Annotated in this window: 21 protein-coding genes; 12 read left to right on the top strand and 9 right to left on the bottom strand. The window is 31.4% G+C overall.

The features are described from left to right. Window positions 1-140: 140 nt before the first annotated feature. The gene (locus JJD95_RS07745; protein WP_291642011.1) at window positions 141-1,319 is read right to left on the bottom strand and encodes an acetyl-CoA C-acetyltransferase; all 1,179 of its coding nucleotides are present in this window, start codon (window positions 1,317-1,319) and stop codon (window positions 141-143) included. Between the two features lie 140 nt (window positions 1,320-1,459). Here JJD95_RS07745 and JJD95_RS07740 point away from each other — a divergent pair, with 140 nt between their 5' ends. The 8 genes from JJD95_RS07740 to JJD95_RS07705 all read left to right on the top strand — a co-directional run bounded on the left by JJD95_RS07740 (window position 1,460) and on the right by JJD95_RS07705 (window position 7,660). Next, window positions 1,460-2,566 carry an alanine/ornithine racemase family PLP-dependent enzyme gene (locus JJD95_RS07740; RefSeq protein ID WP_291642009.1) on the top strand — a complete coding sequence of 369 codons (1,107 nt, stop codon included), beginning with the start codon at window positions 1,460-1,462 and terminating at the stop codon, window positions 2,564-2,566. Between the two features lie 24 nt (window positions 2,567-2,590). Continuing rightward, window positions 2,591-3,754: an AI-2E family transporter gene (locus JJD95_RS07735; RefSeq protein WP_291642007.1), complete on the top strand. Its 1,164-nt coding sequence runs from the start codon at window positions 2,591-2,593 to the stop codon at window positions 3,752-3,754. A 130-nt stretch (window positions 3,755-3,884) separates the two neighbouring features. Further along, entirely contained in the window at window positions 3,885-4,637 is a 753-nt protein-coding gene (locus JJD95_RS07730) for an NYN domain-containing protein (RefSeq protein WP_291642005.1), read from the top strand. Window positions 4,638-4,788: 151 nt separating this feature from the next. Then, window positions 4,789-5,565: a 4,5-DOPA dioxygenase extradiol gene (gene ygiD / locus JJD95_RS07725; protein ID WP_291642003.1), complete on the top strand. Its 777-nt coding sequence runs from the start codon at window positions 4,789-4,791 to the stop codon at window positions 5,563-5,565. Between the two features lie 133 nt (window positions 5,566-5,698). Next, window positions 5,699-5,953 (top strand): spore coat associated protein CotJA, encoded by a 255-nt coding sequence (locus JJD95_RS07720; RefSeq protein WP_291642001.1) that lies wholly within the window; start codon window positions 5,699-5,701, stop codon window positions 5,951-5,953. Further along, entirely contained in the window at window positions 5,953-6,246 is a 294-nt protein-coding gene (locus tag JJD95_RS07715) for a spore coat protein CotJB (RefSeq protein WP_291641999.1), read from the top strand. The genes JJD95_RS07720 and JJD95_RS07715 overlap by 1 nt, the downstream gene beginning before the upstream one ends. Before the next feature lie 3 nt (window positions 6,247-6,249). Next, window positions 6,250-6,831, top strand: a complete 582-nt coding sequence (locus tag JJD95_RS07710) for a manganese catalase family protein (protein WP_291641998.1) — start codon at window positions 6,250-6,252, stop codon at window positions 6,829-6,831. Between the two features lie 325 nt (window positions 6,832-7,156). Further along, window positions 7,157-7,660, top strand: coding sequence for an amidase domain-containing protein (locus JJD95_RS07705; protein WP_291641996.1), 504 nt, complete (start codon window positions 7,157-7,159; stop codon window positions 7,658-7,660). Window positions 7,661-7,744: 84 nt separating this feature from the next. Here JJD95_RS07705 and JJD95_RS07700 read toward each other — a convergent pair whose 3' ends face one another. From JJD95_RS07700 to JJD95_RS07670, 7 genes are all read right to left on the bottom strand, one after another. Beyond that, complete coding sequence (locus JJD95_RS07700) at window positions 7,745-8,230, bottom strand: hypothetical protein (RefSeq protein WP_291641994.1); 486 nt, start codon at window positions 8,228-8,230, stop codon at window positions 7,745-7,747. Window positions 8,231-8,248: 18 nt separating this feature from the next. Then, a complete protein-coding gene (locus JJD95_RS07695; RefSeq protein ID WP_291641992.1) occupies window positions 8,249-9,439 on the bottom strand; it encodes an ABC transporter permease in 1,191 nt (396 codons plus the stop codon). Then, on the bottom strand, window positions 9,436-10,152 hold the full coding sequence (locus JJD95_RS07690; protein ID WP_291641990.1) for an ABC transporter ATP-binding protein: 717 nt from the start codon (window positions 10,150-10,152) through the stop codon (window positions 9,436-9,438). The genes JJD95_RS07695 and JJD95_RS07690 overlap by 4 nt, the downstream gene beginning before the upstream one ends. 29 nt (window positions 10,153-10,181) lie before the next feature. Then, the gene (locus JJD95_RS07685) at window positions 10,182-11,240 is read right to left on the bottom strand and encodes an efflux RND transporter periplasmic adaptor subunit (protein ID WP_367114790.1); all 1,059 of its coding nucleotides are present in this window, start codon (window positions 11,238-11,240) and stop codon (window positions 10,182-10,184) included. A gap of 95 nt (window positions 11,241-11,335) precedes the next feature. Then, a complete protein-coding gene (locus JJD95_RS07680; RefSeq protein WP_291641988.1) occupies window positions 11,336-11,500 on the bottom strand; it encodes a hypothetical protein in 165 nt (54 codons plus the stop codon). 175 nt (window positions 11,501-11,675) lie between these two features. Further along, complete coding sequence (locus JJD95_RS07675) at window positions 11,676-13,085, bottom strand: HAMP domain-containing sensor histidine kinase (RefSeq protein ID WP_291641986.1); 1,410 nt, start codon at window positions 13,083-13,085, stop codon at window positions 11,676-11,678. Continuing rightward, a complete protein-coding gene (locus JJD95_RS07670; protein WP_291641984.1) occupies window positions 13,082-13,762 on the bottom strand; it encodes a response regulator transcription factor in 681 nt (226 codons plus the stop codon). Before JJD95_RS07670 ends, JJD95_RS07675 begins: the two co-directional genes overlap by 4 nt. A gap of 308 nt (window positions 13,763-14,070) precedes the next feature. Here JJD95_RS07670 and JJD95_RS07665 point away from each other — a divergent pair, with 308 nt between their 5' ends. The 3 genes from JJD95_RS07665 to JJD95_RS07655 all read left to right on the top strand — a co-directional run bounded on the left by JJD95_RS07665 (window position 14,071) and on the right by JJD95_RS07655 (window position 16,551). Further along, window positions 14,071-14,337: a hypothetical protein gene (locus JJD95_RS07665; RefSeq protein ID WP_291641982.1), complete on the top strand. Its 267-nt coding sequence runs from the start codon at window positions 14,071-14,073 to the stop codon at window positions 14,335-14,337. A 322-nt stretch (window positions 14,338-14,659) separates the two neighbouring features. After that, a complete protein-coding gene (locus JJD95_RS07660) occupies window positions 14,660-15,118 on the top strand; it encodes a PH domain-containing protein (RefSeq protein ID WP_291641980.1) in 459 nt (152 codons plus the stop codon). Continuing rightward, the gene (locus JJD95_RS07655) at window positions 15,115-16,551 is read left to right on the top strand and encodes a PH domain-containing protein (protein WP_291641978.1); all 1,437 of its coding nucleotides are present in this window, start codon (window positions 15,115-15,117) and stop codon (window positions 16,549-16,551) included. Before JJD95_RS07660 ends, JJD95_RS07655 begins: the two co-directional genes overlap by 4 nt. A gap of 9 nt (window positions 16,552-16,560) precedes the next feature. Here JJD95_RS07655 and JJD95_RS07650 read toward each other — a convergent pair whose 3' ends face one another. After that, window positions 16,561-17,136 (bottom strand): C40 family peptidase, encoded by a 576-nt coding sequence (locus JJD95_RS07650; RefSeq protein ID WP_291641976.1) that lies wholly within the window; start codon window positions 17,134-17,136, stop codon window positions 16,561-16,563. 149 nt (window positions 17,137-17,285) lie between these two features. On the opposite strand from JJD95_RS07650, the gene JJD95_RS07645 reads away from it, so the two are divergent. Beyond that, the gene (locus tag JJD95_RS07645; protein ID WP_291641974.1) at window positions 17,286-17,663 is read left to right on the top strand and encodes an HIT family protein; all 378 of its coding nucleotides are present in this window, start codon (window positions 17,286-17,288) and stop codon (window positions 17,661-17,663) included. The last annotated feature ends 19 nt before the right edge of the window (window positions 17,664-17,682 follow it).

The following is a 17,682-nucleotide window of genomic DNA, read 5'->3' as shown; positions in this document are numbered from 1 at the left end:
TTTTATAATTCAGAATTCTTAGAATAAACTGTATTAATATCTTCATGATACTATTAAATGAAAGAAATTAAAAGATAATAATAAAAAAAGGACCCCAAGGGATCCTTTAATTTATGTTAAATTTTTAATTTTGAAATAATTTACCTTTTAACTATAACAGTGGTGCCCATTCCACCACCGATGCAAAGTGTTGCAAGGCCTAGTTTGGAATCTCTTTTCTTCATTTCATAAAGAAGTGTAACCAAAATTCTGGCTCCTGATGCGCCTACAGGATGGCCTAAAGCTATGGCACCGCCATTAACATTAACTTTTTTCATATCCCACTTAAGATCTTTTCCAACTGCCAATGACTGTGCTGCAAAAGCTTCATTAGCTTCAATAAGGTCCATATCATCGATAGTAAGGTTAGCCATTTTCAATGCTTTTAGTGATGCTGGAACTGGTCCTATACCCATTAATGAAGGATCAACTCCGGCACTTGCAAAGGAAACCAAAGTTGCAAGTGGGGTTATTCCCATTTCATCGGCTTTTTCCTTTGACATAAGAACAAGTGCAGCTGCACCATCATTGATACCTGAAGCATTTGCAGCTGTTACAGTACCATCTTTTTTGAAAGCTGGTCTAACCTTGCTAACGCTTGCTAAAGTTACTCCAGCTTTAGGAAATTCATCCCTATCGATTACTTTTGGATCTCCCTTTCTTTGAGGAATAACAACAGGAACTATCTCATCTTTAAATTTACCTTCATTCATAGCTATTTCTGCCTTATTCTGGCTCAAGACTGCAAATTCATCCTGCTCTTCTCTTGTTATTGAATACTTTTCAGCAATATTTTCAGCTGTAATTCCCATATGATAATCATTGAATACATCCGTTAATGCGTCATAAACCACAGAGTCTACAACAGTGTCATTTCCAAGTCTAATACCGAATCTTGAATTATTTAAAAGGTAAGGAGACCTGCTCATGCTTTCTGTTCCACCAACAACAACTATATCATTTTCGCCGGTCATTATTGTTTGTGCCCCAATATTCACTGTCTTCATACCAGAACCGCAAAGCATGTTAATTGTTACTGCTGGAACAGTGAATGGAATACCTGCCTTCATTGCTACCTGTCTTGCAACACCTTGTCCAAGACCTGCCTGGAGGATACATCCAAAATAAACATCATCAACTTGATCGGGTTTAACATTAGCACGAACTAATGCTTCTTTAACTGCGGTTACTCCAAGATCAACTGCAGATATGTCTTTAAATTGTCCGCCGTAACTTCCTATTGCTGTTCTAACTGCACTTACAATAACTACTTCTTTCATTCTATACCTCCTATATATTCTTTATACGAATAATAGAGCAATTATCATGCCAACTATTAAAAATAAGTCTGTTTAAATTATTCCTCTTATGGGATATAATATTAATATGTTAATTTGAAATAGGAAGGGATGAAAAGAGAATGGAGCAAAAAACTCGTTCGAATAACAAATATCCAATACTTGAAATAAATTTAAATAAGGTACATGAAAATATTAAATATATGGTTGACTTATGCAAATCACAGGGAATAAGTGTGGCAGGGGTAGTCAAGGGATTCAATGGAATACCAGAGATTGTAGAACAATTTGTGAGAGCTGGATGTAGCTATATAGCGAGTTCAAGAATGGATCAAATAATTAAGCTAGCGGAATATGGGATTGATAAACCATTTATGATGATTAGAATTCCAATGTTTTGTGAAATAGAAGACTTGGTGAAATTTGCTTCTATTAGTCTAAATTCTGAACTGGAAACATTGAATAGAATAGAAAGTGAATGTGAAATGCAAGGTAAAACACATAAGGTGGTTTTAATGCTTGACTTGGGAGATTTAAGAGAAGGAGTTATGGATGAGGAAGAATTTATAAGATTAGCAGTATATGTGGAAAATAATCTTAAAAATGTTGAGTTATATGGAGTAGGGACCAATTTAGGTTGTTATGGTTCAATAAAACCTACAGAGGATAATCTAGGAAGACTTTGCGCTATTGCAGAAATAATTGAAAGTAAAATAAAGAGAAAACTGGACATGATTTCGGGAGGAGCCACAAGCTCATTACCACTAGTAATAGATGGGGAAATGCCTAAAAGAGTAAACAACTTAAGAATAGGTGAAGGAGCACTATTAGCACAGGATTTAGAAGTATATTGGGGATATGATATGAAACATATGCATAAGGATACTTTTGTGCTAAAAGCGCAGGTTGTGGAAATAAAGAATAAACCTACTCATCCTATTGGAAAAATATTTATCGATGCTTTTGGAAATACACCATCATACGCGGATAGTGGAACAAGGAAAAGAGCACTACTTGCCATTGGAAAACAGGATTTTGGATCACATGATAAGCTAATTCCACAAAAACAAGGTGTTAAAATTGTGGGCAGTAGTTCAGATCACTTAATTATAGATATTGAGGATTGCACCAATGAAACTAAGCTTGGGGAAATACTTGATTTTTTAATGTACTATCCACCAATGATGTATTTAACAGCGTATTCAGGTATAACAAAAATTTTTAAATAAAATTATGCGAGGAGAAAATTAATTATGCAAACCAGATTTGATAAAAAATATCTTAAACTTGTCTTATATGCTACCCTTTCAGCAACTTTAGTTTTTATTAGTTATAACGTAGTCTTTCATTTTGGAGAGCTTCTGCGTGGTGTATATAGTGGGATAGGAACTTTACTTTCAATAATTTCACCTCTTATTATCGGCATTATAATTGCTTATTTGCTATATCCATTATCAAAGTTTTTAAATGCAGTTCTTGTTGATCGTCTAAAAGTTAAATATAAGCCTCATTTATTAAGTATTATACTAACATATATAGTAGTGATTTTTTTATTCGTTTTACTTATTTATAGTATTTATGCAATGATTGGCGGGCAAATTAGCGACAATAAAACACTCTCAGCTATGTTTACTACTATCGGTGCTTATGTAAAGCGTTATAGTGAATTATTTGATTACATTAATATAAAGATTACGGAAAGTGGACTTTCAGGGGACGTAAAAGGGTATTTATCAAAAGCTATAGGCCAGATATCACCTTATTTATCAGTTTCTATAGATAGTATAATCAAATTATTTACGGGACTCGGAAGCAGCATTTTAAATAGTTTTATTGGAATATTTATTTCTTTCTATTTATTAAAGGATTATGAGTATTTTAAAAAGTTATATATGAGTTCCATGAGAATTATAATGAAGGAAGACAAATTAAAGAAGCTTAATAAAACTGCCTTTGAAATTAATGACATTATGTCGAAGTTTATAAGAGGTCAACTACTTGTTGGTTTAATAATTGGACTAATTAGTAGTATTGGACTCACCATTATGGGCCTTGATTTTGCTTTTCTTATTGGTTTTACTGCAGGGATAGCTAATGTTATACCTTATGTTGGCCCAATAATTGGTTGTATTCCAGCAATTATTATTGGTCTACTTAGTCCAAATCCTATGATGGCTCTTTGGGCAGTGCTTCTACTTCTTGCTGTTCAACAGCTTGATGGTGCAGTTATATCACCAAAAATTGTAGGGAATAGTATGGGGCTTAATCCGATATTTGTAATTATGGCCATAACCATTGGTGGCACATTAGCAGGAATACTAGGAATGCTCATATCTGTGCCTATTGCGGGGATAATAAAACTTTTCTTAACAAAGCTTATAATAAAGCACCAGCAACAAGATAGCACCGAAGTCTAATGGAGGGAGTAATTTTACAAACAAAGAAGGGATATTTGTAAATGTGTAGAATGTTATAATAGAGTATTTTATTTTGAATAAGTGGATAATATAATTAATGTAAAATAGACTAAGTGTAAAGGAGAAAAAGATGGAGAAGGATAAAAAAATTGCAGTACTTATTGATGCTGACAATGTATCTGATAAATATATAAAATTTATAATTGATGAGATTTCTAATCATGGAACGCCTACATATAAAAGAATATATGGAGATTGGACAAAGCCTCAATTATCGTCATGGAAGAGTGTATTACTTAATTATTCTATTAGTCCAATACAGCAATATAGCTATACTACCGGTAAAAATTCAACGGATGCAGCACTTATAATTGATGCCATGGATATATTATATTCTAATAATGTGGATGGGTTTTGCATTGTGTCTAGTGACAGTGATTTTACTAAACTTGCAGCTCGCCTTCGTGAAGCTGGTATGTATGTTATTGGAATGGGAGAAAGAAAAACTCCTACACCTTTCATCGCAGCTTGTGAGAAATTCAAATATCTTGAAGTTTTAGCTTCAATGGCAACAAAACATGATGCGACTGTTTATGTTAAAGGAGCACCAATACAAGAAGATACAAAACTTAGCATGACAAGTTCACATAAATTAGCGGAAGCTATTAAAACTATTATAACTGAAATATCAGATGAAGACGGTTGGGCATTTTTAGGAGAATTAGGAAGCACTCTTAATAAGAGGTATCCAGATTTCGATACTAGAAATTATGGATATACAAAGCTTACGCCTTTTGTAGCATCTCTAAATCAATTTGAGATTAGATCAACAAAAACTAGTAATCCAAGTATAAGTCTTAAATATATTAGGAATAAGGAATAATATTTTTTGAGACACTATAGTTGAAATATACATTATCCATATAATATAAATATAAAACTCAAGTAAAAAGACCATGGAAAGCTAAAATTGCTTTTCACTGGTCTTTTTATAAAGAATATTATTTTCTCTAACTAAGGAGGTGTAATTATAAATGAATAAAAAAATGCCAGTGTTATTTATTGGACATGGTAGTCCTATGAATGCAATTTTGAACAATTCATATACGGAAGCTATTTGTAAATCAGTAGAAAATATACCAAAGCCACAAGCAATTTTAGTTATTTCAGCCCACTGGGAAACCGAAGGTACCTTAATTACGGCATCTAATGCACCTGAACAAATCTATGATTTTTATGGGTTTCCTCAGGAACTCTATGATGTGAAATATAATCCGACAGGCTCCCAAAAGTATGCTGAAATGGTTGCAAGAGAACTTGCGGATTCGAATGTTATGCTAACTGAAAAATGGGGGCTAGACCATGGTGCATGGTCTGTACTAACTCATATGTACCCTAAAGCCGATATCCCGGTATTTCAAATGAGTTTAAATATATTGGGTGATGAGAAATATCATTATAACCTTGGAAGAAAACTATCTGTGCTCCGAGATAAGGGGATTCTAATAATAGGGAGCGGAGACATAGTTCATAACTTAAGAATGATGAATTATGAGATGGATGCAGAGCCCTTTGAATGGGCATCTGAATTTGATAACTATATTTCAGAAGCTATAGTGGATAAGATGCATGATAATATTATTTCCTATGAAAAACTAAGTAAAAGCTCTGAATTATCTGTGCCTACCAAAGAACATTATTTACCTTTGCTTTATATAGCTGGACTTCAAGAAGAATCAGATGAAGTTAATTTTATATATAAAGGAATACAACATAGTTCAATGTCTATGACCAGTATAAAAATAGGTTGATTTAAAAACAATATATCTATAAAAAAAGGAAAAGCTGTGAAGAGTTACTTCACAGCTTTTATATTAAATTATAATCACCTTTTTTAAAACTTGCATATTATATTGTGTAACAAATATTTTACGGAGGTCTAAATTGAAAAAGGATGAAATGAAAAATAAATTATCCGATAACCAATCAATGAGTAATTGCATACCACAAGAAACAGTAATTGAAAATGTTAGATTGGCTGCTGCATATGTTCCATTTCAAAATATATGTGCTCTTTTTACACCAGTTGATGCACTCATGAGAGGAACTGCTTTCCCAGAACTCTTCAGTCCCTACAAAGGTGAGAACAAAAAAAGTAGACCATGTCAAATGGAAACAAGTAATAAGGAGCGAATCTAATGAAAAAGGAAATGAATGGACTGGAAATGGAAATGTTAAAACAGATTAGTGCTACAAGATTTATGATGGTAGATTTAGCATTGTTCCTTAATACTCATCCAATGGAGAGAGAAACTATTGTAGAGTATAATCATTATGTCATGCAATGGAGAGAATTAAAAGAAAATTATGAGAAGAAATTCGGGATGTTAACTCAACTTGACTCCTTAAGCCCATACCCATGGCAATGGAAAGAAGAACCATGGCCTTGGGAAAATGAAGCTAATTTTATGTTTGAAAAGGAGGAAGTATAATTTATGTGGACATACGATAAATTCTTAGAATATCCGGTGAAAATTATAACTCCTAATCCAGAAATGGCAAAAATTATTATAACTCAATATGGTGGACCAGATGGCGAGCTAGGTGCATCATTAAGGTACTTAAGTCAGCGATTTTCTATGATTACACCCCAAGCTATAGCAACATGCAATGATATAGGCACGGAAGAATTGGCTCATTTAGAAATGGTTGGTACTATGGTTAGGCAGTTAATGAAATGTGCAACTCTTGAGGAAATTAAAAAGGGCGGAATGAGTGGCTACTATGCTGACCATGGTAGAGGAATATACCCTGTAGACGCATCAGGTGTTCCATTTTCAGCTGTAGGTTTTCAATCTAAAGGAGATCCAATTGTAGATCTTACTGAGAATTTAGCTGCAGAACAGAAGGCAAGGGCTACCTATGAATATCTAATTAATATGGCTGATGACCCAGATGTAATAGAACCTTTAAAGTTTCTACGTGAAAGAGAAGTTGTTCATTATCAAAGATTCGGTGAAGCGCTTAGAATTGTTCAGGATCATCTACAACAACCACATTTATTTATAATGCGTTAACTTTATTCTATAAAATAATAAAAAACTTAGTTTACCTGAAAACAAAGGAAAAGCTGTGAAGAGTTACTTCACAGCTTTTATATTAAAGTAAAGGGGGACTTTGCTTTAATGATTAATTAACCTATAATTAACCTATAATTAAATTATAACATAAAAATGTGACAATTTAATGAATAAAATGTGTAGAAAATGTAAATATTAAAAAAAAACAGTTTTTATGGCGAAAAATATAAAGAAATATAAATTTTTTTGAATATAATTTATTGTAAACAATAAAAACATATAGAATAATATATTTAGATGAGAATTTTTAAGGAGTAATTTTATGCCAAATAAATATAACAGAGTAGCAGCTGCAAATTATTCTATCAAATATGCGCTTGTGCCAAACAATGAATATAAGTATTATAAATCTATAGATGAGGGGGGGGGAGACTGTACGAACTTTGTCTCTCAGTGTTTAAATGCAGGGGGAGCACCCATGGATTATAATAAATATAGACCTTGGTGGTATGACATGAAATCGGGTAGAGCTTCAATATGCTGGGCTGTTGCTCATTCCCTATACTGGTATTTAAAAACAAACCAAAACATAAATAGAATTAAAGGGCGAGAAGTAGAAGATATAAGAGACCTTGAAATTGGAGATTTAATATTTTACGAAAATTATAATAATATTATTTTTCATTCTGCAATGGTAACTTCGTTTGTAGAAATTTATGGTAATAGAGAACCTCGTATATCGCAACATACATTTAATCAACTTAATGCGACTTATAAAAAAAGTTATGATTATAAAAAAGCACATTTTATTAAAATTATATTATGAACCAAATGACATAAAAGGATAGGCTCATTAAATGTGTCTATCCTTTTATTATTATTATTATTATTATTATTATTATTATTATTATTATTTTGTGGTTGTACTCTGAGTAATTTTCATAGCATCTTGAAGCTTTTGATTTATTGTATCAGCTTGCAACTGAGTGATTACTTCGCTAGTAACGAGTTCACTTAATCTATCATTTTTAGGGTTTGCTCTATCTGTTTGTGTTGCGTCATTTGGATTTTGTTTATCAACAGAGCCTGAGCCGGTTGGTTTTTGTTCATCAACAGGTAGTGAGCCACCACCACCTTGCATATTTTCTGTAACTGCTGAAAGAACCTTGTCAGACTGTGCTTGCGTTATAGTTTTTTCTGTAACTAATTCATTAAGCACAGCTGAATAAGCCGTTGTCATTACAGCTGGATCTCGTTGATTTAACTTGGATTTCACACCAGTTGAATCAACTTGGTTAGATGTATTGAAAAACTTAGTATATCCTGCATAACCACCAACAGCAATTACAATTATTACGATACCTATTATTATTGTTTTATTCATTTTACTTTTCACTATTTACCTCCAGTATTCTTATTCGAATCTTAATGCCGCTATTGGATTCAATTTTGATGCTTTATTAGCAGGGTAAATTCCGAAGATTAGTCCTACAAGGACTGAGAATGCGAAAGCACCAATTACTATATTGCTAGAAATTACAATAGATGTTGCAAAGAATGTTTTGCCAATATAGGCCCCGGCATAGCCGAAGAGTACTCCTAAAAGCCCTCCAACACCACTTACAATTGCTGCTTCAATTAAAAACTGTGCTAGTATAGCTCTTCTTTTAGCTCCAATTGCTTTTCTTGTTCCGATTTCCTTAGTTCTTTCAATAACTGAAACAAGCATTATGTTCATAATTCCAATTCCACCAACTAAAAGCGATATAGCTGCAACTCCACTTAACATATTACTCAAACTTTTAGTAGTGGAAGTAGCAGTTTCAAGTAAACTTGTCTGACTTAGCACCCTATAATAAGTATCTGTAGTAGTACTAATGGCTAAATTATTAATGCCATACTTTTTATTTAAGAACATTTTAAGATATGACATGGCTGTATCTATTTTTTCTTGACTTTCAGCTTCAATATAATAGGTATTTATATTAGATTTTTTAAGTATTCTTTGTGCGGTTGATATTGGAAGTATTATTTTGTCATCACTACTGCCAGTAGTTGATGTTCCGGCAGATTTTAGAACCCCCACAATTTTAAACTGAATTCCGTTAACATACATTGTCTCAGAAACAACATTTGTAGTACCAAAAATATTGTTTGCAGTTTCAGTTCCGATTACAAGTACATTATATCTATTTTCAACATCTCTATCAGTTATAAACCTACCAGAACTAATGCTATAACTTTTTATTTCACCGTAACTGGCAGTTGATGCTTCTATTGATGTAGTACTAGATTTACTTCCCGCTTTTACATTTACATCGGCTGATGAAATTTGTGGTGCTACTAATTTTATACCTGGTTTAGATTCAATTTCTTTTAAGTCTTCATCATCAATGGTAGCATCTTGTTTAAGAGAAACTGTTATAAGATTGGTTCCTAAACTGCTTATTTGATCACTAATCTCCTTTTCTGCACCTTGACCCATTCCCACAAGAATAATTACGGAGGATATACCGATGATGATTCCAAGCATTGTAAGAAATGATCGTATTTTGTTCGTCCACACTGAATAAAATGCTATTTTTAATAATTGTGATATTCTCATGTTATCACCTCTTTGTAATTCATTTCATCAGAAGTTATGAGGCCGTCTCTAACTGTAATTATTCGTTTTGCATGTGAAGCTATGTCTCTATCATGAGTAATCATTACAATTGTATTCCCTTCATTATTTAAATCATCTAGCATTTTAAGCACTTCATCTCCAGATTTACTGTCAAGTGCACCAGTTGGTTCATCTGCTAATATGATTTGCGGATTTGTAACTAGAGCCCTAGAAATTGCAACCCTCTGCATTTGTCCACCGGATAATTCTGTTGGTTTGTGTTTTATATGGGTTCCAAGCCCTACAATCTCTAATTGTTTTTTTGCTTTTTCTTTTGCTACTTTATGAGTATATCCCAAATATAAAAGTGGCAATAATACATTATCCAATATACTAAGTTTTGAAATCAAATTATAATTTTGAAAAATAAACCCTATTTTTTTATTTCTTATTTCAGCAAGTTTATTGTCGCTACATTTTGTGTCTACGCCATCTAAGAAGTATTCTCCCGCTGAGGCATTGTCAAGGCACCCAATAATATTCATAAGCGTAGATTTGCCTGCACCTGAGGGCCCAACAATTGCTACATATTCACCTTTAGCTATTGTCAAATTTACATTTTCTATAGCTTTGAAAGTACTATTTCCCATTTTATATACTTTTTCTACATTAGTCATTTCAATCAAGTATTCATTATTTGATATTTCTGGCATACATTACCCTCCTTGTATTGAAAACTATATTATTTAGTAGTTTTACTGCTTGCCTTACCACCACTTGGATTTTGACCACCAGTTGGTCTTTCACCACTGCCTGACCTTTGAAAGCCACCCATACCACCTTGAGTAGTAGTGCTACTACTACTTGAAGCTAACTGAACTAATAATGCTTGTCCCGATGTAACTCCTTTTGTAACTTCAATATAGTCCTCGGTTTCAATGCCTGTTGTAATTTCTACTAATTTACTATCAGATTCTGCTAAAGCAGTGCTATTCTTTTGTTCGCTATTTGTACTTGCAGTATCTTGGACTCTTACAAATTTTTTATCATTAGTCTCAATTAAAGCTTCTGAGGGTATTACGATTGCGTTGTCATTACTTTGTATTGCAATTATTACATTCGCATTCATGCCAAGTCTTATTCCTGTTGGGTCACTAACACTTACAACAACATCGTATGTTGTTATATTATTGTTAGTGACACCTGTCTGTGATACTAACTCAACAGTTCCAGTGTAAGTTTTATCAGGTAATGCATCGAATTTAATAGTGGCTTCCTGTCCAATTTTAACAGATGAAATATCTAACTCATCCACAGCTACATTAACTTTCATTGAACTCATATCTGATACAGTAAGTGAAGACTCACTACCTTGCGTCGTGTTTCCGTTAGCAATACTCATAGCTGTTACAAGTCCACCTATAGGAGATGTTATAGTCATAGCTGCTACTGCATCATTCGCGTCTGAAAGCTCAGCAGTAGCATCCGTGATAGAATAATTATCATCGGATATTTTACTTGTAGCATCAGTTATTGATTTTTGGTCATTTGAGATTTTAGTAGTAGCATCGCTTATTGCTTTTTCATCAACTGCTATTTTGCTTGCAGCATCACTTATGGATTTATCATCAGATGCTGCGTCGGCTGAAACTGCGTTTATTGTGATAGCTTTAGCGGCAATTTCATCAGTTGCAAGTTGTGCCTTTGCTACATTAAGAGCATTTTGATCTGTTACGAGTTGCGCTTTTGCTGCAGTAAGATCACTTTTATCATTTGTAAGTTGTGTTTTTGCCTTTGTCAAATTTCTTGTTGCAGTGGTTGCTGATTTTGTAATATCAGAACTTGAGGAAACAAAAAGTTTTTGATTAGCGGTTACCGTATCTCCAACTTTAACAGTTAAACCTGATATAGTACTATTATTAGTGGATGACAGCGTTGCAGTTGTACCAGCATAAGCTGCTCCTGTGCCTTGAATATTTTATTGTACCCTACGTAACTACCAGTTCCAATTACAATCACAACTATACCTATAATTATTGCTTTAATCATTTTACTTTTCATTATTTACCCCCTGTAAATGTAATGTTTATGTTGCTCACTTTGATTTTATAAAATTTAACATAATATAAATTATATGTTGCAATTGTAGCATCAGTATCAAAATATTATGTGAACTTTATGTGAGAGTAGAAAGCAAAAGGCAACCAACATATTTAGTTGATTGCCTTTTAAAACTTTAAACACGATATTTAATTAAAAAAGAAACACCATTATCTCTGTTTATAGCATCTATTTCTCCATTATAAAATTTTATAATTTTTTTGCTGATTGCAAGACCAAGACCAAAATTCCCAGTTTTATCTTTATAGAAATTATCAAAGATATTTGAAAGATGTTCTCTCGGAATGTTAGGGCCATCATTATATATATCTATTAATGCAAAATCCCCTTCGTTTTTTAGGGTTACACAAATTTTACTATTAGCATATCTAAGGCTATTATCTAATATGTTCTCAATAGAAACCTGTATTTTATCTACGTTTCCTATTATAATCGCCTGTTCAATAGATATATCCCAATCAACATTACTATTAATTACTTTAAATCTATTTATGATATGAAAGAGTAAACGATGTAAATTGATTTCAATATCCTCACTGTTATTTTCTAAAACATAATCAAGTGTATTTAAATATAACATCTGCTTAACTTTTTTTTCGAGACTTAAAGCCTCATCTCTTATTATCTCAGCGTTTTTCTCGACTGATTCAACATACACACCATCAATAATAGCAGCGGCATGGCTCATAATTATCATAATAGGTGTTTTTAAATCGTGAGATATACTTTGCAAAAACATTTTTTCTTCCTCATCTGCACGTTTTAATTCCTTTTGCATTAAATTCATTGAGTTTGCAAGGATTCCAATCTCGTCTTCATTTTTAACTTTTATAGGTTCCTCCCAATCTTTATTGGCTATTCTAACAGTATAATTTTCAAGTTCCTTAAGGGGTTTTGAGATATAATTTGCAATGAGTTTAGCAGTCAGAAAACCAATAGCTATAAATACAATGCCTATAATTAGCATGATATAGAGTAAACTATTATCTTGCACATCAGGCATATAAGTAATTAAATATGAACTCCCAGTTTCTCCATACTTTATTGAACTTATTATGAAAATAAATTCCTTATTATTGTAGGACTCTTTAAATTGTTTTTCAACAAGAGTCGCAGGTGTAATGAAACTAGACATCCATATTTTAACTTCATTATTATTTAAATTAAAAGGCAATTTAGAATCATTAAAATTATTAGGAGCAGTAGAATCTTTTAGTGGTAATCCACGACTTTTATTTATATATATAATTTCAGGTTTATTATTTCCAACTATATTTACAATATAATGATCGCTACCTTTTAAATTCTTCAGTTCATCAAATCTATTTGGCTCTGTAAAATTATTATTTGTTATTAAAACATCATGAGATACCTTCAGATCTTCAATTTTAGCTTTCTCATTTATTGTTCTAATAGCAACTAGATAGAAAAATGAAATACTAAAAATTATTATAAGTATTATGATTGTGAAAGTAGTCCATATTCTCATAGTTAGTGATTTGAACTTGAATTTTACTTTGTTCATGATTTATACACCAATTTATAGCCATATCCATATACAGTTTCTATGGTGAATCTATCTACCTTCTTTCTGATTCTCCTTAAAGTGTCATCAACTACTCTATCTGAACCGAAGTAGTCATCGCCCCATACAGTATCTAATATTTGTTCTCTAGACACTAAGTTATTTTTGTTTTCAATAAAATAATAAAGTAGTTCAAATTCTTTGTTAGTAAGTATAACCTCTTCGCTGCCCAGGAAAATCGTTCTTTGTTTCTTGTTAATGCTATATCCACCTATATTTAAACAAGTACCGGTGGACGCCTCTTTATCTATTCCAGATATTCTCTCTAAAAGTTTATTTGTTCTAATAATAAGCTCGCGAGGTAAAAATGGTTTTGACAAATAATCCTCGCTGCCTAGCTCCAGGCCTACAACACGATCAAGTTCTTCATTTCTGGCAGACATAAAGATAACGGGTGTATTTTTATTGTTAGCTTTAATAGCTTTTATTATTTGATATCCATCAATATCTGGAAGCATTATATCTAGTATCCAAAGATCAGGCATGTCAAGTATTCTTGCTATTGCAGAATTACCATTAAAAAAGGTAGTTACTTCATAACCTTCTCGCTGTAGGTATTTTTCGAGCAAAAGATTTAAGCTTATTTCATCTTCAACAAGATATATTCTCTTTGACAAATGTAACACCTCCATTTATTGTTTAATAAGTCCTATAGTTTATAAAAATAATTAAACCTATTAACTTATATTTTAACATACAATATACAAAACATTTTAGAAAAATTGTGTGAAGATTGTGTGTTTTTTATTTATATATATACAAATAACGCTATATTTATAGTCATTAGGGACTAAAGTCCCTATTATATAAATTGAATTAGAAGTATAATATAATTATAGAAAATAAAAAACAATCTAGGGGGAAATTATGAAAAACAGGGATATCCACTGTACCGAATTCTGTAATTACTGGAAATGATACTATAATGCTTGGACAAAGCGAATCTTATGTTATCCATATATATATAGCTGGCACAGAAGTTTTAAATAAATCAGTTAAATGGAGTTTGAAAAATCAAGATAACTCTACTCCTGTTATGGGAAGTGTCATTGAAAATATAGGAAATAGTTGTACTGTAGAAATTGGTAATGAATCTAGCTATGTAAATAAATATGTAGTATTATCTGCCACTTTGACAGATAATCCAAGCATTACAATAAATAAATTAATCCAAATAAAAAAATTGAATTAATTTATTTAGTGGGAATGGCTTACCTTCTGGTGAGTCTTTTTCAATTTATATATGTTTATTTAATTGACCCTACAAAAAAAAGCTGTGAATAATATAATTCACAGCTTTTTTATTATTAAAGTAAAGGGGGACTTCGCTTTAATGATTAGCTTATCTATAATTAAATAATAACATAGAAATATGACAATATAATGAATAGGTTGTGAAGTATGTGTTAAATATTAGTCAATGCGGATTCTTTTTTTATATTTAGAACAAAATTTTGATAAATAAGAAAATTTATACTATAATAATCATACAGTTATTTTTAATGGAGGTTATTATGGAAAAGATTTCACCGTATTCAAGAAAAATGTGGACAATAGAGGGGCTATTCTCAGCAGGGTTTATCCTAGCAATTGCAGTTGTATTAAATATAGTTATAAAGTTTAATGCGTTATGGAAATATGCGTTAATTGGCAGCATATACGGACTAGTCTTTCTAATACTAATTTATTCATTGTTCCTTCCCAAATATAAATATGAAAAATTTAGATACCACATGGATGAGGAAAAGATTATCTTAAAATATGGAGTATTTTCTGAAACTAGCGTAATTATTCCTATGAGGAGAGTTCAGTATGTAGATACAGAACAAGGATTAATATTAAAAAAATTTAAACTTATAAAATTAACGGTGCATACTGCTGGAGGACAACATAAAATTCCTTATTTGGAAAACGAAATAGGAAGTAATCTTGGAATGTCTATTACGAAAATAGTTCAGGAGAAATGTATATGAGTGAAATAAAACATACACATAAATTTACAATATTTTCTGAAATTTTTCGCGAAATTAAAAATGGTATAATTCCTATTTTTGTACTTTTAATCTCAGCAGATTCAGAATTTTTAAGGAAATATGGAGGAAGTTATGTAGCAATTTTAGGTGCAGCAGTTTTTTTGCTTTTAGTTATTGGACTTTCTATACTCAAATGGAACAAAAACGTATATTGTATCCAGGATGAGGGTATATACATAAAACGTGGAATTTTCGAAGTGCATGAGAGAACAGTCCCTTTTTCACAAGTGCATACTGCAGATATATCATCGTCACTAGTTCAAAGATTATTTAATGCTAATAAACTTGATATTGACACTGCTGGAGGAAAAGCCAAAGAGTCTGAAATATCTATTTTATTATCTAAACAAGAAGCTCTAAGATTGAAAAGCATAATATTTAAAGAAAATAAAAATAGAGTTGAAGGTGGAATTATAGTAGAAAGCAACACAGTTGAATTTAGCACATCATTAAAAGATTTAATTGTAATGGCATCAATGTCTAGTAATATGTTAGCAGGGATTTTTATAATTATTGCCTTTTACTTTAATATAGAAGATAAAGTACCTGATGCTTTTAAAAGAAGAGCGGAAACATTTAGTAATAATCTAATTAAAGATGTTAGTATTACAAGCATGATTAGGTTTATAGTGGGTTTAATTTTAGTTATATTATTTATTTCATGGATCGCATCCATAATTATAACTGTAATAAAATATTATAGATTTACTGTTATAAGAGAAGAGGATAATATTAAATTGTCATATGGATTATTCAATAAAAAAGAAGTAACAATTCCAGTAAAACGAATTCAGAGTATAAGAATAGTAGAGGGAATTATTAAAAAGTCATTTGGGTACTTTTCATTAAATGTTGAAACTATAGGATACGGAAAAGACAAAGGTGAAAGTACAATGCTTTGTCCTATTGCTAAAAAGAAAGTGCTTGATAAGTTTTTCTATGATATTTTGCCTGAAATGAATATAACTTATGACTTAGTAAAGTCTCCTAGAAAAGCATTAAGGGGATTCATGTTATTTAGAATATTAGACGATGTTATAATAATGTCTATAATAGCTAAGTTTGTTCCTTATGGACAATTTACATTTGCAATACTACCCATTATTGTAATTTGGAACTATATAAGATTTATTGATAATGGATTATATTATAGCGATGATTTTATTGTTATGAGATATAGAAGATCAGCCAGGGAAACCGTTATAATTCAGAAGGAATGTATTCAGTCAATTGAAAAAACACAAAACATATTCCAAAAGAGAAAAGCTGTTGCTAAATATAAAGTGAATATAGCAGGAGATATTTTAGGTAAATCATATACGGTTGGATATATGAACCAAAACTATCTTGAAGATATCTTAGATAAGGAATAATAGTGTTTATTATTTTATTAGCCTTTTACCTATGACAAAATTATCTTTGTAATAGCCAGTTAATTTAGATGTTTTTATGACATCAGTATCTTTAGGAGAGTGGATGAACTTATTATTCCCAATATATATTCCTACATGTGATATTTCAGAAGGTATATCTGGGTTTGTTTTAAAAAAAACTAGATCACCACTGTAAAGATTATTTATATTAACAGAGATACCTTCATTTATCTGTTCCATAGTTGTTCTAGGCAAATTTATGTCAAAGTTTTTATAAATATATTGTACAAATCCTGAACAATCAAATCCACCACTTAAATACTTTCCAGTAGTATCAAATATTGCAGGCGTCGTACCACCCCATAAGTATGGCATTCCTAAAAATGTATTTGAATAGGATACCAAATTATTTCCATTTGTTAGGGAAGCATATTGTGTGCCTTGTTCAATATATTGAGCTTTGGTTAGTGGAGTTTCAAAATTAGAGAAAATAGTATAAATCATGTATAATAGTACTAATATTATAACTACTAAAATTATGGGCCAAATTGGTAATGAATTCTTTTTTCTTAATGGCGTTTTCATAATTCCACCCCTTAAATAAATTAAAATACCTTATATTAAATTACTATATATTTTCTAATAATATTCTAAAATATTTAGAAAAATTAGTAAATTTTAATTTCCATAAGGTAGCTTCAATTATAAAATACAAATAAAAGGAGATAAAAATCATGTCAGATTGTATATTTTGTAACTATGATGAATCAGAAATATTGGCAGAGAACAAATTTGCTTTTGCCGTTCTAGATCATTTCCCGGTAAATAATGGACATTGTTTAATTATACCAAAGAGGCATTTTCCTAACTTCTTTGATGCAAAAGAAGAAGAGATTAAAGCTATATATTCCTTAATGCATGAAGTTAAAGAAATCTTTGATATTCAATATGAACCAGCGGGTTATAATATAGGGGTAAATGTAGGGGTCTATGCTGGACAAACCATAGACCATTTACATGTGCATTTAATTCCTAGATATGTAGGCGATGTGGACGATCCAAGAGGTGGGGTAAGGAATCTAAAAGAAGCTATGATGGATTATGATGGATAGGTGTTTAATGCCTATCCAT

The organism is Clostridium sp., assembly GCF_016650035.1.
GTDB lineage: Bacteria > Bacillota > Clostridia > Clostridiales > Clostridiaceae > Clostridium_AD.
The sequence above is the reverse complement of the archived record's forward strand: the minus strand, read 5'-3'. Positions and strand labels throughout refer to the sequence as shown.

What these genes read in the sequence shown, in the direction of transcription:
- JJD95_RS07730 (WP_291642005.1), top strand. Translation starts at nt 3,885, where the DNA reads ATGGAGAAGGATAAAAAAATTGCAGTACTTATTGATGCTGACAATGTA.
- JJD95_RS07690 (WP_291641990.1), bottom strand. Translation starts at nt 10,152, where the DNA reads ATGCCAGAAATATCAAATAATGAATACTTGATTGAAATGACTAATGTA.
- JJD95_RS07665 (WP_291641982.1), top strand. Translation starts at nt 14,071, where the DNA reads ATGCTTGGACAAAGCGAATCTTATGTTATCCATATATATATAGCTGGC.
- JJD95_RS07705 (WP_291641996.1), top strand. Translation starts at nt 7,157, where the DNA reads ATGCCAAATAAATATAACAGAGTAGCAGCTGCAAATTATTCTATCAAA.
- JJD95_RS07715 (WP_291641999.1), top strand. Translation starts at nt 5,953, where the DNA reads ATGAAAAAGGAAATGAATGGACTGGAAATGGAAATGTTAAAACAGATT.
- ygiD (WP_291642003.1), top strand. Translation starts at nt 4,789, where the DNA reads ATGAATAAAAAAATGCCAGTGTTATTTATTGGACATGGTAGTCCTATG.
- JJD95_RS07650 (WP_291641976.1), bottom strand. Translation starts at nt 17,136, where the DNA reads ATGAAAACGCCATTAAGAAAAAAGAATTCATTACCAATTTGGCCCATA.
- JJD95_RS07740 (WP_291642009.1), top strand. Translation starts at nt 1,460, where the DNA reads ATGGAGCAAAAAACTCGTTCGAATAACAAATATCCAATACTTGAAATA.
- JJD95_RS07710 (WP_291641998.1), top strand. Translation starts at nt 6,250, where the DNA reads ATGTGGACATACGATAAATTCTTAGAATATCCGGTGAAAATTATAACT.
- JJD95_RS07680 (WP_291641988.1), bottom strand. Translation starts at nt 11,500, where the DNA reads ATGAAAAGTAAAATGATTAAAGCAATAATTATAGGTATAGTTGTGATT.
- JJD95_RS07735 (WP_291642007.1), top strand. Translation starts at nt 2,591, where the DNA reads ATGCAAACCAGATTTGATAAAAAATATCTTAAACTTGTCTTATATGCT.
- JJD95_RS07655 (WP_291641978.1), top strand. Translation starts at nt 15,115, where the DNA reads ATGAGTGAAATAAAACATACACATAAATTTACAATATTTTCTGAAATT.
- JJD95_RS07660 (WP_291641980.1), top strand. Translation starts at nt 14,660, where the DNA reads ATGGAAAAGATTTCACCGTATTCAAGAAAAATGTGGACAATAGAGGGG.
- JJD95_RS07745 (WP_291642011.1), bottom strand. Translation starts at nt 1,319, where the DNA reads ATGAAAGAAGTAGTTATTGTAAGTGCAGTTAGAACAGCAATAGGAAGT.
- JJD95_RS07675 (WP_291641986.1), bottom strand. Translation starts at nt 13,085, where the DNA reads ATGAACAAAGTAAAATTCAAGTTCAAATCACTAACTATGAGAATATGG.
- JJD95_RS07695 (WP_291641992.1), bottom strand. Translation starts at nt 9,439, where the DNA reads ATGAGAATATCACAATTATTAAAAATAGCATTTTATTCAGTGTGGACG.
- JJD95_RS07645 (WP_291641974.1), top strand. Translation starts at nt 17,286, where the DNA reads ATGTCAGATTGTATATTTTGTAACTATGATGAATCAGAAATATTGGCA.